The sequence below is a fragment of the Humibacillus xanthopallidus genome (assembly GCF_006717145.1).
In the GTDB taxonomy this organism is placed as follows: domain Bacteria; phylum Actinomycetota; class Actinomycetes; order Actinomycetales; family Dermatophilaceae; genus Humibacillus; species Humibacillus xanthopallidus.
The window spans coordinates 386,638-401,299 of record NZ_VFQF01000003.1 but is presented as its reverse complement, the minus strand read 5'-3'; the positions used below and the strand labels follow the sequence as shown (position 1 = coordinate 401,299).

Genomic DNA, 14,662 nt, shown 5'->3' with positions numbered 1-14,662 from the left:
CGCTGACGTATGCCGCGGCATACGTCAGCGGTCACGCATCGCGGGTGACCGAGTGGAGCGAGCCCCGCGGGTGGCCGGCCGATGCTCGGCCCAGCATGGCGGTGACCGCCGACGAGGGCTCGATGCCGAGCTCCTCCACGAAGGTGCGGCGGCAGAGGTCGAAGGCCCGGCGGGCCTCGGCGACGTTGCCCTCGGCGAGGTGGATCGAGATGACGGCCCGGTGGGCGCTCTCGCGCAGGTCGTCGGCGCGCAGCGCCGCGAGGGCTGACTCGAGCGCGAGCCCGTAGCGCCCCTGCTCGGCGAGCTGGCCGGCCGCGGCCTCGAGGACGTGGAGGCGCAGCTGGTGGAGCCGCTCCCGCTCGGCGTCGAGCCAGGGGTCGTCCCAGTCGGGGAGCAGCTCGCCCGGACCGGCTCCTCCGTCGACGGAGATCGTGTCGGTGGCGCCTTGGAGCACGGCGTGCGCCCGGTCGATGAGGTCCGTGACGTCGACGTCCGCGGCGAGGCCGAGCTCGACGATGCCGTGCGCCGAGACGACGAGCCCCGGCGCCGCCTGGTTGACGCGCCAGATGCCGGTGCGCAGGCTCGCGAGAGCCCGGTGCTCGGTCGTGCCCGACCAAAGCAGCCCGGCGAGGCGGCTACGACCCGTCCGGCCACGCAGCGCCAGCAGGGCCACGAGTCGCTGGGCTCCCGCCGGCAGCGCGACGGACCGGCCGTCGACGTCGACGGCGAAGGCGCCGAGCATCCTGATGGACACGACGGGTGTTGCCCTTCGTCCTGGCAGTCGCACCCCCGAGTGCTCTGTCACGACGTCACCTCCTGCGCATCGCACGGGTCGTCTCATCGCGATCGGCGTCCCTGCCGAAGACGACGAGCCGCCCACGCCGGGCACCGACCCTGTTGCAGGTCAAGAGCGCCCAGCCGCGGACGGTGATACCTGACAGTCTTCGACGGTACGCCGTCGGCGCCTCGCCCACTGCCGGTCCGGCAGAACTCGTCCCGGTCGCCCGGCGTGACAGGTGCGTGACACCGACGTGACGTGACCCGAGAACCATCGCCGACATGAGCAGCTTCCCCGGGAGCCCGCGCACGGTGCCGGGCGCGATCGTCGCGGTCGACCCGCTGAGCCCGCTCGCGCGCACCGTGATCTTCCAGTACAACCCCGACGAGGTGACACGCAGCCTGCGACCCCGGGCCGCGCCGTCGGGCGGCAGCTCGGCGTCCGACGCGCACCGCATCTGGGGCGCCCCCACCGAGAGCATCTCGATGACCGTCGAGCTCGATGCGACGGACGGCCTCGAGAGCGGTGACCCCCTCGCGGCCGCGACCGGCGTCGCCGGGCGCCTCGCGACGCTCGAGATGCTGCTCTACCCCAACAGCGTGGCCATCGTGACGAACGCCGCCCTGCTGCTCGCCGGGACCATCGAGGTCCTGCCACCCGAGGCGCCGCTGACCGTCCTGGCCTGGGGACCGGGGCGCGTCGTGCCCGTGCGGGTCGAGAGCCTGACGATCCGCGAACAGGCCTTCACCACCGCCCTCATGCCGATCCGCGCGAGCGTCGACGTCACCCTCGAGGTGCTCTCCTACAACGACCTCTCGCCCACCGACCCCGGCTTCGCGCTCTTCCTCGTCCACCAGGTGCTCAAGGAGACGATGGCGTCCGTCGCCGCCGTGGCCTCGGTCGCGGGCGCCGCGGCCGGTGCGCTCGGCGGCTCGGCGGGCGCCTCCGGCTCGGTCTCGATCGGGGGCTGACGGTGTCGCGCTACTCCGATGTCGAGACGACGACCTACGAGGCGGTCGCCGACGACGGCACCCGACGCCTCGTGCGCCACTACCGCCGCCGCTTCCCGCCCGACCCCGCCGACCACACGACGCTGGCCCAGCACCTCGTCGTGCCCGGCGACCGGCTCGACCTCATCAGCTTCCGCTACACCGGCGACCCGCTCGGGTTCTGGCGGGTCTGCGACGCGAACGCGGCCCTCGACCCCGACGCCCTCGTCGACGACGAGGCGGTCGGCACCGAGATCGTCGTCCCCGTGCCGGGGGTGACCGGCTGATGTCGCTGCTGGGAGTGCACCTCACCGTCCTCGCCGGGCCGACGGTGCCCCTCCCCCTGCCACCGGACGTCACCGCCCGGGTGCGGTCGGTGACGGTGACCGAGTCCGACGGCGCTCGCTCCGCCTTCACCATCACCCTCGACGCCGGACGGTCGGGGCCGACAGCCGTCTTCGACACGCCGCTGCTCACGACGTCACCCCTGCGCGGGGGCGCGCGCGTCGTCGTGCTGCTCACCATGGGTGCCGTGCCGCAGGTGCTCCTCGACGGCATCGTCACCGAGACCGAGCTGACGCCCGGCAGCGCGTCACAGCACGCCGAGCTGCGGGTCACCGGCCACGACGTGTCGTTGCTCCTCGACCGGCACGAGGTCTCCACCGAGCACGTGGGCCTCGACGACTACCTCCAGGTGCAGGCCATCGCCCTGCCCTACCTCGCCCAGGGCATCGTCGCCCAGGCGATCCCCCCACCCGTCTTCGACCCGCCGTTGCCCATCGAGCGCACACCCACCCAGCAGGCGACGGACTATGGGCACCTGCAGTCGCTCGCGGCATACCACGGGTATGTCTGCTACATCAGCCCCGGGCCGGTGCCTGGCCTCTCGACCCTCTACTGGGGCCCGCCGGTGCGCGTGGGCCTGCCGCAGAAGGCGCTCTCGGTCGACCTCGGCCCCGACACCAACGTCACCGGCTCGCCGACCTTCCGCGAGGACGTGCTCGGGCCCGAGGTCGTCGAGGGGCAGGTGCAGGACGCGCGACTCGGCACCGTCGTGCCGGTGCGCACCGTCGGCTCCCTCCGCCCGCCGCTCGCCGCCCTGCCCGTGTGGGCGGTCCACCAGACCGACCTGCGCACCCGGCAGTTCCGCGACACCGGCCTGCCCGCGACCACCGCCCTCGCCCGCGCGCAGTCGATGACCGACCGCAGCGTCAACTGCGTCACCGCCCAGGGCAGCCTCGACGGCGGCGCCTACGGCTCCGTGCTGCGCCCCCGGGGCCTCGTCGGGCTGCGCGGTGCCGGCTGGTCGAACGACGGGCTCTGGTACGTCCAGCAGGTCGTCCACCACGTGCGCCCCGGCAGTTACACCGCCGACTTCACGCTCGCCCGTGAGGGCTACGGCGCCACCGTCCCGATCGTGAGGGTCTGACATGCCGGTCGACATCGACGAGCTGAGCGCCTCCGCACCGCGCTTCTACGGCAAGTACCGCGGCACCGTGGAGAACAACATCGACCCCATGCAGCAAGGCCGGGTGCAGGTCTCGTGCCCTGCCGTACTCGGTAGCGGCCAGCTGAGCTGGGCACTGCCGAGCTCGCCGTATGCCGGCAACGGCGTCGGGCTGTTCCTCGTGCCTCCCGTCGGGGCGAACGTGTGGGTCGAGTTCGAGGCCGGCAACCCGAACAACCCGATCCTCGGCGGGTGCTTCTGGGGCACCGGCGAGGTGCCGGCGACCCCGGCGCTCGCCGAGATGAAGGTGCTGAAGACCGACTCGATGAGCATCGAGCTGAGCGACCTGCCGGGCGCCGGCGGGATCAAGGTCTCCGTCTCGTCGCCGGCCGTCGCGATGAGCATCTCGATCTCGGCGACGAGCTCGGGCGTCGAGGTCTCGGTCGGCGCCTCGAAGATCACCCTCTCGCCCGTCTCCGTGTCGATCAACGACGGCGCTCTGGAGGTGATGTGATGCCGGGCTTCCTCCTCAGCCAGGGGTCGCGGGTCAGCTGTGCGCACCAGGGCACCGCGACCCCGACCGCGGCCTTCCCCCGGGTCACCGTCGGCGGGCAGGCGGTCGTGCTCCTCAGCGGCCCCTGGACGATTGCCGGTTGCCCCTTCCCGACCAACGTCGGAGGGCCTTGCGTGACAGGCACATTCACCTCCGGCACCGTGCGGGTCACGGCCGGCAAGCAGCCGCTCGCGATCCAGGCCGCGCCGGGCACGTGCGTGCCCACCGGGGTTCCCCTCATCGCGATGCAGACCCAGGTGCGGGTGCGTGCGTCATGAGCAGCGACGTCTCCCCCCGTCGGGCCGACGCCCCGCACCACGTCGGCTTCCCGCTGCGCCTCGACCTGCGCGGCCGCACCTCGCTCGCCGACGACGACGCCTATCTCGCGGGGCTCATCGAGCAGGTGCTCTTCACGAGCCCCGGTGAGCGGGTCAACCGGCCCGACTTCGGCAGCGGCGTCGCGCGCCTCGTCTTCGCGCCGAGCGGTGACTCGCTCGCCGAGTCGACCCAGGCCCTCGTGCACGGCGCCCTGCAACAGTGGCTCGGCGAGCTCATCCGGGTCGAGGGCGTGCAGGTCACGGCCGTCGACTCGCGCCTCGAGGTCGTCGTCGACTACCTGCCGCTGCGGGCGACGAGCCCCGACCAGCGTCGCCGGGTCACCGTCTCCGGCACCGGCGGACCCGGCGGGCTCGGAGGTGCGCCATGACGCCCCCGGAGCCGCTGCCCTTCAGCGCCGACATCGACCTCGAGGCCCGTCGTGCGCTCGTGCGCGACCTCGCCGGCCTGGACGGCATCGACGTCCTCGAGGTGCTCTCGAACCACGACGGCACTCCCGGAAAAGTGCCCGGAGCACCGGCACAGCGCACCCTGCTCGTGCACCTGCTGAACGGCCCGGTGCCCTCGGGCTGGACCGCCGACGTCGTGCGCGTGGTGGGTGGCGTCCGTGAGGACCCCGACCTCAACCCGGTACGCGTCGACTGGGCCTTCCCGGCCGTCGCCGTCGTCGGGGTGGCGGGCACCCCCGCCACCGACCCGCTGAGCGGCGTGACCCCCGCCGACCGCCAGCTCGTGCAGCAGGCGCTCCCGGACGACGACCAGCGCCGGCGCGCGCTCGTCGTGCGCACGAGCTCCAGCGGTGACTGGTCGACCTACACCCTGCGCCTCGTCGGCCCGGGCGGGGTCGGCGCCCCCGCCGGCATCGACCTGCCCCTGTCGACGACGCCCTTCACCTTCACCGTCGACTGCCCGTCCGACCTCGACTGTGCCCCGGCCAGCGAGTCCGTCCCCGTCGTCGCGGACCTCCTGCCGGGCGACTACCTCGCCCGAGACTACGAGGCCCTGCGCAGCCGGTTGCTCGACCGGCTCGCGACCCTCCTGCCCGACTGGACCGACCGCAACCCCGCCGACCCGGCGGTCATGCTCGTCGAGCTCTTCGCCGCGCTCGGCGACCGGCTGGCCTACTGGCAGGACGCCGTCGCCGTCGAGGCCTACCTCGGCACGGCACGGCGCCGCACGTCGGTGCGCCGGCACGCCCGGCTGCTCGACTACACCGTGCACGAGGGCTGCTCGGCGCGAACCCTGCTCGCCTTCACGACCGACTCCGACCTCACCCTCCCGCGGGGCACCCCGGTCACCGACCTCCCCGTCCAGCCGGGCGCCCCGGTGGGCTCGCCGATCGAGGCCGTCGAGCTCGGGGGCACCGTCTTCGAGACCGCCGCAGACCTCGCCCTGCGACCGGAGCGCAACGCCCTGCCCGTGCACGCCTGGGGCGACCCGTCGCACTGCCTCAAGGTCGGGGCCACGGCAGCCTTCGTCAGCACCCCGTCCGGCACAGACCCCGGCCTGCTCGCCGGCGACCTCGTCGTCCTCGCCGACCGGCCGATCGGGGGCGTGCCGCGCGAGGGAGACCCGTCACGCCGCTTCGCCGTGCGGCTCGTCGCCGACGCCCGCCCGCACACCGACCCGCTCGCACCCACGCTCACGGTCTGGGAGCTGCGCTGGGCAGCCGCCGACGCGCTGACGGCACCGCTCGTCGTCACGACGCCCGGCACCGACGAGGCTCTGGCCGCGGTGCTCGCCAACGTCGTCGTGGCCGACCACGGAGCCGGCGTGGTCGACGAGGCGCTCGTGCCGCCGACGGTGCTCGAGCCGGCCGACTACCGGCCACGGCTCCAGCGGCCGGGTCTCAGCCGGGTCGACCGCTCGCTCCCCACCTCCGCCTCGGCGGCCGGCATCGCCAGCCCCGACGCGCGCTCCGCCGAGCCGTGGCTCGACCTCTACGACGGGCAGCGCACGTGGACCCCGCAACCCGACCTGCTCGGCAGCGGACGTCTCGCGACGCACGTCGTCGTCGAGCCCGAGCCGGGCGGCGTCAGCCGGCTGCGCTTCGGCGACGGGGTGAGCGGTCGCGCGCCCGTGACCGGCACCACCGCCCTCGCGACCTACCGCGTCGGCGGTGGCGTGGCGGGCAACGTCGCACCCGATCGCCTCGTGCGCCTGCTCGCCCTGGCCGACGGCCGGGACCCGGTCGGCGCGGGCGCCGTCGTCACGGTGTGGAACCCGCTGCCCGGAACCGGGGGCACCGACCCCGAGCGGCTCGAGCAGGTGCGCCAGCTCGCTCCGGCGGCCTTCCGCGAGCAGCTGCGCGCCGTGACCTCCGCCGACTACGCCGTCGTGGCCGAGCAGGACCCCGGCGTGCAGCGCGCCGTCGCGAGGCGGCGGTGGTCGGGGTCCTGGTACGCCCAGGAGGTGACAGTCGACCCCGTCGCCGCCCACGCCGACGACCCGGCACTGCTGCCCGGCGTCATCGCCGCCCTCGAGGTGCGCCGGATGGCAGGCATCGACGTCGAGCTCGAGCGCCCGGTCTACGTCGCCCTCGAGATCGGGCTCGGCGGGTGCGTCCTGCCCGGGCACCTGCGGGCCGACGTCGAGCAGCTGCTCCGCGAGACCTTCACGTCGGGGCTGCGGCGTGACGGCCGCCGCGGCTTCTTCCACCCCGACCGCTTCACCTTCGGCCAGCCGCTGCGCCTGTCCGACGTCGTCGCCGCGGCGATGACGGTCGACGGCCTGGCCTGGGTCGAGCTCACCCGCTTCGCCCGCGCCGGCGCCTCGGCCTTCGACGCGGCGGCCTCCCTAGAGGCCGGCGAGCTGCCCATGGCGCCGCGCGAGCTGCTGCGCTGCGACAGCGACGTCAACAACCCCGAGGCGGGGCACATCGAGATCTCCCTCGGAGGTGGGTCATGACGGCCGACTGCTCCTGCACGTCGGGCACCTCGGGCACGGCGTGCTCCGGCGGTTCGGGCTGCTCGGGCTGCTCGGGCTGCGTCGACGAGCTCGCCGCAGCCAACCTCCCGGGCCAGTCGGAGCTGCACTGGCGCACCGCGCCCCACGGTGCCGCACTCTCCCGGATGCGGTCGTGGCTCGCCGGCGACAGCCAGCCGCTCGACATCCGCAGTCTCTCGCACCAGGGCACCGACGACCCCGCCATCGCCCTGCTCGACACGTGGGCCGTCGTCACCGACGTCGTCTCCTTCTACACCGAGCGGATCGCCCAGGAGGGCTTCCTGCGCACCGCGACCGAGCGCGACTCGGTGCGCCAGCAGGCCCGGAGCCTCGGCTACGAGCTGCGGCCGGGAGTGTCCGCCCAGGCCGAGCTCGCCTTCGACGTCGAGACGGCCCCGGGCTCGCCGGAGGTCGTCGTCGTGCCCGAGGACACGCCGGTCCAGACGGTCCCCGCCCCGGGCAAGCTGCCCCAGACCTTCGAGACGACGGCCGAGCTCGAGGCCCGGGGGTCGTGGAACTCGGTGGCGGCATACGACCGCACCCCGCAGCCCTTCGGCTTCGGCATCGACACCGTCTGGCTCGACACGACGACCTCGGGCGTCAAGGTCGACGACCGCGTGCTCGTCGTCGGCAGCGAGCGGGCCGGTGTCGCCGAGGGCGACGCCCACAGCGATGCGCACGAGAAGTGGGACTTCCGGCGCGTCACCGCGGTCGACGTCGACCCGCCGCACACCCCGGGGTGGACCCGGCTCACCCTCGACCGGCCGCTCGGCTACCGCCGGTCACGCAACCTCGTCGCGGAGAAGGACGTCCGTGTCCATCGGCTGGGCCAGCGTCTCAACCTCTTCGGCTGGAACGCCCCCGACCCGGCGCTCCTCGACAGCACCAAGGTCACCTCTTGGGCAGACTTCGCTCTCAAGGCCGGCGACCGCCGGCTCGAGATCGACGGCGACGTGCCGGCCATCGTGCCGGGGTCCTGGGTGGTGCTCGAGCAGCCGGGGCACACCGAGGCCTACCAGGTCGAGTCGGTCACGCCCGACGGCGCGACGAAGTACGCCCTGTCGGGCAAGCTGACGCGGGTCACGCTCGACATCTCGGAGCACCTCGACGACTTCGACCGCAACCACGCGCTCGTGCACGCCGTGTCGCGCGAGCTGCCGGCCTCGTGGATGCCTCGGCCCGACCTCGTCGGCAGCACCGCCCCCGGTGGCGGCCACGTCCTCGACCTCGTGCCCACCGATCCGGTCCTGCCCAAGGGCCGCGAGATCGTCGTGACCGGCACGACCGACACCGACGAATCCGCTGTCGAGGCAACGCGACTCACCGCTGCAGCCTCGAGCGTCGACGGCGTCATGACGATCACCGTCGACCCACCGCTCATGAACGCCTACCACTCCGGCACCGTGCGGGTGCGGGCCAACGTGGCCGTCGCAACGCACGGTGAGACGGTGGAGCAGGTGCTCGGCAGCGGAGACGGGCGCCGCGCGTTCGCCTCCTTCGACCTGCGCCGCCCGCCGCTGACCTTCGTGCGCTCGACGACCGCGGCCAGCGGCGCCGTGCCGGCGCTCGAGGTGCGCGTCGAGGATGTCGAGTGGACCCGCGTCGACTCCCTCTTCGAGGCGGGTCCGCGCGACCGCGTCTACATCGTGCGCCAGGCCGAGTCGGGCACGACGACAGTCACCTTCGGCGACGGGGTGCACGGCTCGCGCCTGCCGACCGGCGCCGAGAACGTGCGCGCGACCTACCGCGTCGGCATCGGCGAGGACGGCGCGGCCGAGCCCGACCAGGTGCGCCTGCCCGTGCGCAAACCGCGCGGCATCGCCTCGGTCACCAACCTCGGCCCGGCCCACGACTGGGCGCCGTCCGAGACGCTCGAGGAGGCGCGGCTCACGGCGCCGCAACGGGTGCGCACCCTCGACCGCGCTGTGTCGGTCACCGACTACGAGGACTTCGCCCGGGGCTACTCCGGCATCGGCCGGGCCCGCGCCGACCTCGTCTGGGACGGCCGCATCGACACCGTCGTCGTCTCCGTGCTGGCCTCGACGGGCGAGGCTCCCGCCGACTCCCTCGTCACCGCCCTGCGCGACACGCTCGACGGTGCGCGGGAGACCCGGGCGCCGAGGGTGGTGCTGCCGGCCGAGGTCGTCGACGTCGGCGCCGGCCTGCGCATCGACGTCGACCCCCACTTCGAGGTGCCGCTCGTGCGGGCCGCCGTCGAGACCGCGCTGCTCGCGGCCTTCGGGTCGATGGAGCTCGCGACTCCGCTCGCCGCATCGGCCGTGCTCGTCGTCGCGGCCGCCGTGCCCGGCGTCGTGTCGGTCACGATGCCGGAGCTGACCGGTGGCCCGGTCGACGACCTGCTCGTCGCCGAACCCGGCCGCTGGGGTCCGCCCGCCGGCTCACCCGCGGCCGCGCCCCGGCTCCTGCCCGCCCAGGCGCTGCGGCTGACAGCGCCCCTGCTCGACGTGCAGGTGGTGGCGCGATGACGACGTCAGCTGCCCGCCGAGCCGACCGGACGGCATACCTCGAGGGTCTGCTGCCGCCCCACGTCGTCGAGCGCGACGCGGAGAACGGCGGGCTGCTGCGGGCGCTGCTCGAGGCGGTCGCCGGCGAGCTGGCCGTCGTCGAGGACGACGTGCAGCGGCTCTACGACTCGTGGTTCATCGAGACCTGCCCGGAGTGGGTCGTCCCCTACATCGCCGACCTCGTCGGTCTCATCGGCCTGCCGGGCGACCTCGGCGCCGAGACGGGCGCGGGCGTCAGCCGCCGCGCCGTCGTCGCCAACACCGTCGCCTACCGCAAGCGCAAGGGCACGGTCGCGGTCGTCGAGCAGGTCGTGCGCGACGTCACCGGCTGGCCGACCCGGGCAGTCGAGGAGTATCGCCTCCTCGCCGCCACGACCCACGTCAACCACGTGCACCTCGAGCGCCCCGCGGTCGGGTCGGTGCGCGACGCGGCGAGCGCCGAGCTCGAGTCGCCCCGCCTCGCCGGGGGCTCGCTCACCCGCTTCGCCCACACCGGTGAGGTGCGGCCCATCGACCCCAGCACCATCGGCGGGCGCGGCCGCTTCGGCATCCGCGGCATCGGCGTCTTCGTCTTCCCGACGCAGGTGCACGACGCGACCGGCGTGCCGGCTCGCCGGCTCACCGACGCGTGGAGCGTGCACCCGCTCGGCGCAGAGGCGCCGCTCTTCGCCGTGCCGACGACCGAGGAGGCGATCGAGCACCTCGCGACCGAGTCGGACCTGCCGGTGCCGCTGCGGCCCCGGCGGCTGCTCGCCGCGCTCGTCGCGGCGCGGGCGGGGCTGCCGGGCGAGGACCTGCCGATCGCGGTCAGCGTCGAGGGCGACGGCCCGCTGGCGCCCGAGCGGATCCGCGTGTGCGGTCTCGAGGACCTCGCGACGAGCGGCGGTTCGCCGCTGACGGGCTGGCAGGTCATGGTCGATGCCGTGCGAGGACTGCTCCACCCGCACCTCGACGGCGTGCCCACCGACCCGGCCTCGCTCCATCTCGACCACGCCTACGGCGCCGTCGCCGACGTCGGCGCCGGCACCTACGACCGCACGCTCGGCCACGACACGGCCCTTGCCGCCGACCCCTTCACCGGTGACCTCGACCGCACCGACGAGGAGCCCGTGCCCGTCCGGGACCGCGTCGGTGCGCAGGTGCTCGTCCGCACCGGACCCGCCGCCCCCGGCGTCGAGGTGAGCATCACCGACGCGATCGCCGAGGTCGACGCCGGCTGGGCCGACCCCGCGCGCCGGCTCGTCGGCATCACGCAGGTCGTGTCGGTCGCCGACAGCGAGACGTATGCCGCAGACCTCACCGTCACGCTCCCGGCCGAGAGCCGCCTCGTGCTCGTCGCCGCCCACTGGCGCGGCCGACAACTGCTGAACGGCGACATCGAGGCGCCGGTGCCGGGGGTCTACTCCCCCGAGGGGCTGCGGCCCCACGTGCTCGGCGACCTCCACGTGACCGGCGCCGGGGGTGCGAGCCTGCTGCTCGACGGCTTCGTCGTCGAGGGCGACGTCGTCGTCGAGCCCGGCGACCTCGGGTCGCTCACCCTCAGCCAGTGCACGGTGGCCGGACGGGTGCGGGTGCGCTCCGGGGCACCCGGCGCCAACCGAGAGCTGGCAGTCGCCCTGCGCCGCAGCGTCGTCGGCTCGCTCGACCTCGTCGACACGGTGCCCGAGGTGCTCGTCGTCGACAGCGTCGTCGACCCGGCCCTGACGTCGGTGACGGCTGCCGTCGCTGCCCCCGGCGCCCACCTCGATGTCGTCGGCTCGACGCTCTTCGGTGACGTGGGCTGCCGCTGGCTCGAGGTCACCTCGAGCATCTGCGACGGCATCGTCACCGTGGTCGACCGCCAGGTCGGGTGCGCCCGCTTCAGCTACATCGCACCCGGCTCACGCGTGCCGCGACGCTTCCGGTGCGTGCCGGCCGCCGATGCCACGACCGCGATCGCACCCAGCTACCTCTCCACGCAGCCGGGCTCGCCGTTCTATCCCAGCCTCGCCCCGAGCGCCCCCGTGTCGATCCGGCACGGCGGCGAGTTCGGGTCCGAGATGGGCGTCCACCACCACCTCCGCCGTCCGCAACGGATGGACGCCGCGCGACGGCTCGTCGCGCCCTACGTCCCCGCGGGCATGCAGATCGGAATGTTCGGGAGCTGACCATGCACGCAGACCTCACCCGCTGGACCCACGATCCTGCCTTCGCCTACCGGTCGGTGCTCCTGCAGCAGGGGCGGGTGCTGCTCGACTCCGACTGGAACGAGCAGGCCGCCATCACGGCCCACCACGACACGGCCCGCACGGCCGACATCGTCGGGGCGAGCGGCGGCCCCGCACCCCTCGACGGCGGGCTCGGGCCCTTCGCGATCGTCGACCTCACCAACGGCCTGGAGCCCTCGGCAGCCCCGTGGGCCCGGCTGGGCGTGACGCCCGGCCACTACTACGTCGACGGCGTGCTCGCCGAGTCGGCGCCCGACCCGGCGACCCCGGCAGCCGCCGGCGCGTGGCCGCTCGCCGACCAGCCCTTCCGCCCCACCATCGGCACCGGTGCGGGGGCGAGCCCCGGCCTCGAGGAGCCGCCCGCGGCCGACGGCGACGGCAGGTATGCCGCCTACCTCGACGTCTTCGAGCGCACCGTCAGCCCCGACGAGCGGCCCGAACTGCTCGAGTCGGCGCTCGGCGGTCCCGACACGGCGATGCGCCAGCAGACCGCCTGGCAGGTGTCGCTGACGCGCCTCGGCGGAGCCGAGGTGTGCTCGCAACTGGACGACGTCGCCGAGGTCTCGCCGCGCCTCATGGTCGCTCGCTTGCGCGAGGCAGCCCCCGACGCCGACCCGTGCCAGATCACGTCTGGTGGCGGCTACCAGCGGCTCGAGAACCAGCTCTACCGCGTCGAGATCTGCTCGGTCACACCTCAGCCCCGCTTCGTCTGGTCACGCGAGAACGGCTCTGTCACAGCGGGACTCGTGCAGATCGGCACGACGACCGAGCCCGGCATGGATGCCGCCCTGACACTCGACCGGGTGGGCCGCGACGAGGAGCTGAGCATCCGACAGGACGACCTCGTCGAGGTCACGAGCTCCGACCGCCAGCTGCGCGGGCTGCCCGGCTTCCTCGCCCGCGTCGGCCCCGTCATCGACCTCGTCACCCACGTGGCCTGGCTCGCCGGGGCGCCCACGAGCGTGCCGTCCCTCGGGCGGGCACCGGTCGTGCGCCGCTGGGACGGCGGCCCGAGCACGCTCTCGACCGCGCCGACCGACCTCGAGGGCGGCATCACCGTCGCCTTCCCCGCCGGCGGCACGCCGAGCGTCGGCGACTTCTGGCTCATCCCGGCGCGCACGGCCCGCCTCGCCTACGGCACGAGCGCCCGGCAGGGCACGCTCGACTGGCCGTGGGACTCGCCGACCCCCTCGCCCCGGCCGCCGGTCGGGCCGATACACCACCACGCGCCTCTCGGCATCCTGCGGCGCACCGGCACGTCGTGGACCCTCGAGTCCGACTGCCGGCACCTCTTCCCGCCGCTCACCGGGCTCGTCACCATCGACCTCGTCGGCGGCGACGGCCAGGAGGCGATGCCGGGCGACGAGCTCGACGCCCCCGTGCGGGTGGTCGTGCGCAACGGCGGCCTGCCCGTCGAGGGTGCCCCCGTCCGCTTCACCCCGGCGGGCGGCACGCTGCGCGAGGCGGTCTCGGGCTCGCCACCGGCCGGCGGTGTCGTCCTGACCGGGTCCGACGGCGTCGCCGCCGTGCGGTGGACGCTCGATGCGACCGGTGCGTCGACGCAGATCCTGACCGCCCAGCGCCTCGACGACACGAGCAGCCCCGTCGACGTCGCCGTCGTCGTCAGCGGCCGGCTCAGCATCGCGTCGGAGGTGCAGTGGCAGCCGGCGTGCGACGCCTTCGCCGGCACGCGCACCGTGCAGGACGCGCTCGCCCAGCTCGCGACGACCCCCACACTGCGCCTGCTCGGCGGCGACGGCCAGGAGGTGTCGTCCGAGGGAGTGACGGTGCCGCAGCTCGTGCGCGTGGCCGTCGACAGCCCCTGCGGGCCGGCCCGCGTCAAGGTCGTCGCCCAGGGCACGGACGGCGCCCTCGTGCTCGCATCGCAGGAGGGGGCGGCCGTGCCGCCCACCCTGACCGGCACGGGCGCCGGGTCGACCGACGCGGTGGAGCCCGATGCCACCGGTGTGGCCGCCTTCGTGTGGCAGCCGTCCTTCGCGCAGGGGCGCAGCGACGTGCTGACCCTCACGGTCGACGGGCTCGCCCTCGCCCCCGTCAAGGTGTCGGCGCAGCTCGACGTCTCCGTGGCCGGCGCGCTCGGCATGCACGTCGTCGAGACGGCCTTCCTCAACGGGTCGGCCTTCGAGAACGACGCCGTCGTCGACGTCGCCGACCTCGTCTCGGGGATCGTCATCACCCTCGACTCGCTCGTGCTGCCCGAGAGCGTGGGCGGCAAGCCGGTCGGTCGCGTCCTCATGGACCTGCCGTGGCCGACCCCACCGGAGCTCGACCAGTGGAGCGACCAGTCCTTCGCCCTGCAGACCGTCGAGCTCGTCGGCGAGCTCATCGCCCGCAAGAACGTCATCCTGTGGCGCAGCAAGCTGCCCCTCGACAGCGTTCTGGGGCGGGTGCGCGAGCGCCTCATCGGCTTCGAGGCCAACAACCGGCTCGGCTTGCCCGCCCTGCCGATCCGCATGCGCTTCCAGCTCGACGGCTGGGCGATCATGGACGCGCGCAACCCCGAGCGCCACCTCAACGGGCACGCGATCACGCAGTCCGTGCAGGGGCAGACCGTCCTGCGGCTGCCGACGACCGACGACATCGCCGGGGGCCGCTTCGAGATGTGGTTCTGGTTCGGCGGCGACAAGCCGGGTCCGAACTTCACCCGCTTCCGGATCGAGGACTTCTCGGGCGCGACGCTGACGAAGGTCACACGGCTCGCGACGGACGCGGGCGTGCCGGTCACGGTCATCGAGGAGGACGCGCCCGGCATACGGAAGAACACCGTGCTCGGCACGATCCCCGCCAGCGGCACCCTGCTGCTGCCGGGGCAGCCGCTGACGATCCGCGTCTCGCGGGGGGTGGGCGGCTGACCGCCGCC

The 14,662-nt window shown here is 74.2% G+C and carries 11 protein-coding genes; 10 read left to right on the top strand and 1 reads right to left on the bottom strand.

Going from position 1 to position 14,662, the window contains the following annotated elements; all coding sequences use genetic code 11:
- Positions 1–31 precede the first annotated feature (31 nt).
- The gene (locus tag FHX52_RS19840) at positions 32–754 is read right to left on the bottom strand and encodes an AfsR/SARP family transcriptional regulator (RefSeq protein ID WP_185747401.1); all 723 of its coding nucleotides are present in this window, start codon (positions 752–754) and stop codon (positions 32–34) included.
- A 305-nt stretch (positions 755–1,059) separates the two neighbouring features.
- On the opposite strand from FHX52_RS19840, the gene FHX52_RS19835 reads away from it, so the two are divergent.
- From FHX52_RS19835 to FHX52_RS19790, 10 genes are read left to right on the top strand one after another with little or no spacing between them, the layout of a single operon-like run.
- Complete coding sequence (locus FHX52_RS19835) at positions 1,060–1,749, top strand: hypothetical protein (protein ID WP_141824103.1); 690 nt, start codon at positions 1,060–1,062, stop codon at positions 1,747–1,749.
- 2 nt (positions 1,750–1,751) lie between these two features.
- Positions 1,752–2,054, top strand: coding sequence for a LysM peptidoglycan-binding domain-containing protein (locus FHX52_RS19830; protein ID WP_221630668.1), 303 nt, complete (start codon positions 1,752–1,754; stop codon positions 2,052–2,054).
- Entirely contained in the window at positions 2,054–3,196 is a 1,143-nt protein-coding gene (locus FHX52_RS19825; protein ID WP_141824101.1) for a hypothetical protein, read from the top strand. Before FHX52_RS19830 ends, FHX52_RS19825 begins: the two co-directional genes overlap by 1 nt.
- Position 3,197: 1 nt before the next feature.
- Entirely contained in the window at positions 3,198–3,728 is a 531-nt protein-coding gene (locus FHX52_RS19820) for a phage baseplate assembly protein V (protein ID WP_141824100.1), read from the top strand.
- Entirely contained in the window at positions 3,728–4,045 is a 318-nt protein-coding gene (locus tag FHX52_RS19815; RefSeq protein ID WP_141824099.1) for a hypothetical protein, read from the top strand. Before FHX52_RS19820 ends, FHX52_RS19815 begins: the two co-directional genes overlap by 1 nt.
- Positions 4,042–4,473, top strand: a complete 432-nt coding sequence (locus FHX52_RS19810) for a GPW/gp25 family protein (protein WP_141824098.1) — start codon at positions 4,042–4,044, stop codon at positions 4,471–4,473. Before FHX52_RS19815 ends, FHX52_RS19810 begins: the two co-directional genes overlap by 4 nt.
- Entirely contained in the window at positions 4,470–7,010 is a 2,541-nt protein-coding gene (locus FHX52_RS19805) for a baseplate J/gp47 family protein (protein ID WP_141824097.1), read from the top strand. The genes FHX52_RS19810 and FHX52_RS19805 overlap by 4 nt, the downstream gene beginning before the upstream one ends.
- Positions 7,007–9,535 carry a baseplate J/gp47 family protein gene (locus FHX52_RS19800; RefSeq protein WP_141824096.1) on the top strand — a complete coding sequence of 843 codons (2,529 nt, stop codon included), beginning with the start codon at positions 7,007–7,009 and terminating at the stop codon, positions 9,533–9,535. The genes FHX52_RS19805 and FHX52_RS19800 overlap by 4 nt, the downstream gene beginning before the upstream one ends.
- Complete coding sequence (locus tag FHX52_RS19795; RefSeq protein WP_141824095.1) at positions 9,532–11,721, top strand: phage tail protein; 2,190 nt, start codon at positions 9,532–9,534, stop codon at positions 11,719–11,721. Before FHX52_RS19800 ends, FHX52_RS19795 begins: the two co-directional genes overlap by 4 nt.
- A gap of 2 nt (positions 11,722–11,723) precedes the next feature.
- The gene (locus tag FHX52_RS19790; protein WP_141824094.1) at positions 11,724–14,654 is read left to right on the top strand and encodes a DUF6519 domain-containing protein; all 2,931 of its coding nucleotides are present in this window, start codon (positions 11,724–11,726) and stop codon (positions 14,652–14,654) included.
- The last annotated feature ends 8 nt before the right edge of the window (positions 14,655–14,662 follow it).

What these genes read in the sequence shown, in the direction of transcription:
- FHX52_RS19835 (WP_141824103.1), top strand. Translation starts at nt 1,060, where the DNA reads ATGAGCAGCTTCCCCGGGAGCCCGCGCACGGTGCCGGGCGCGATCGTC.
- FHX52_RS19825 (WP_141824101.1), top strand. Translation starts at nt 2,054, where the DNA reads ATGTCGCTGCTGGGAGTGCACCTCACCGTCCTCGCCGGGCCGACGGTG.
- FHX52_RS19820 (WP_141824100.1), top strand. Translation starts at nt 3,198, where the DNA reads ATGCCGGTCGACATCGACGAGCTGAGCGCCTCCGCACCGCGCTTCTAC.
- FHX52_RS19815 (WP_141824099.1), top strand. Translation starts at nt 3,728, where the DNA reads ATGCCGGGCTTCCTCCTCAGCCAGGGGTCGCGGGTCAGCTGTGCGCAC.
- FHX52_RS19810 (WP_141824098.1), top strand. Translation starts at nt 4,042, where the DNA reads ATGAGCAGCGACGTCTCCCCCCGTCGGGCCGACGCCCCGCACCACGTC.
- FHX52_RS19805 (WP_141824097.1), top strand. Translation starts at nt 4,470, where the DNA reads ATGACGCCCCCGGAGCCGCTGCCCTTCAGCGCCGACATCGACCTCGAG.
- FHX52_RS19800 (WP_141824096.1), top strand. Translation starts at nt 7,007, where the DNA reads ATGACGGCCGACTGCTCCTGCACGTCGGGCACCTCGGGCACGGCGTGC.
- FHX52_RS19795 (WP_141824095.1), top strand. Translation starts at nt 9,532, where the DNA reads ATGACGACGTCAGCTGCCCGCCGAGCCGACCGGACGGCATACCTCGAG.
- FHX52_RS19790 (WP_141824094.1), top strand. Translation starts at nt 11,724, where the DNA reads ATGCACGCAGACCTCACCCGCTGGACCCACGATCCTGCCTTCGCCTAC.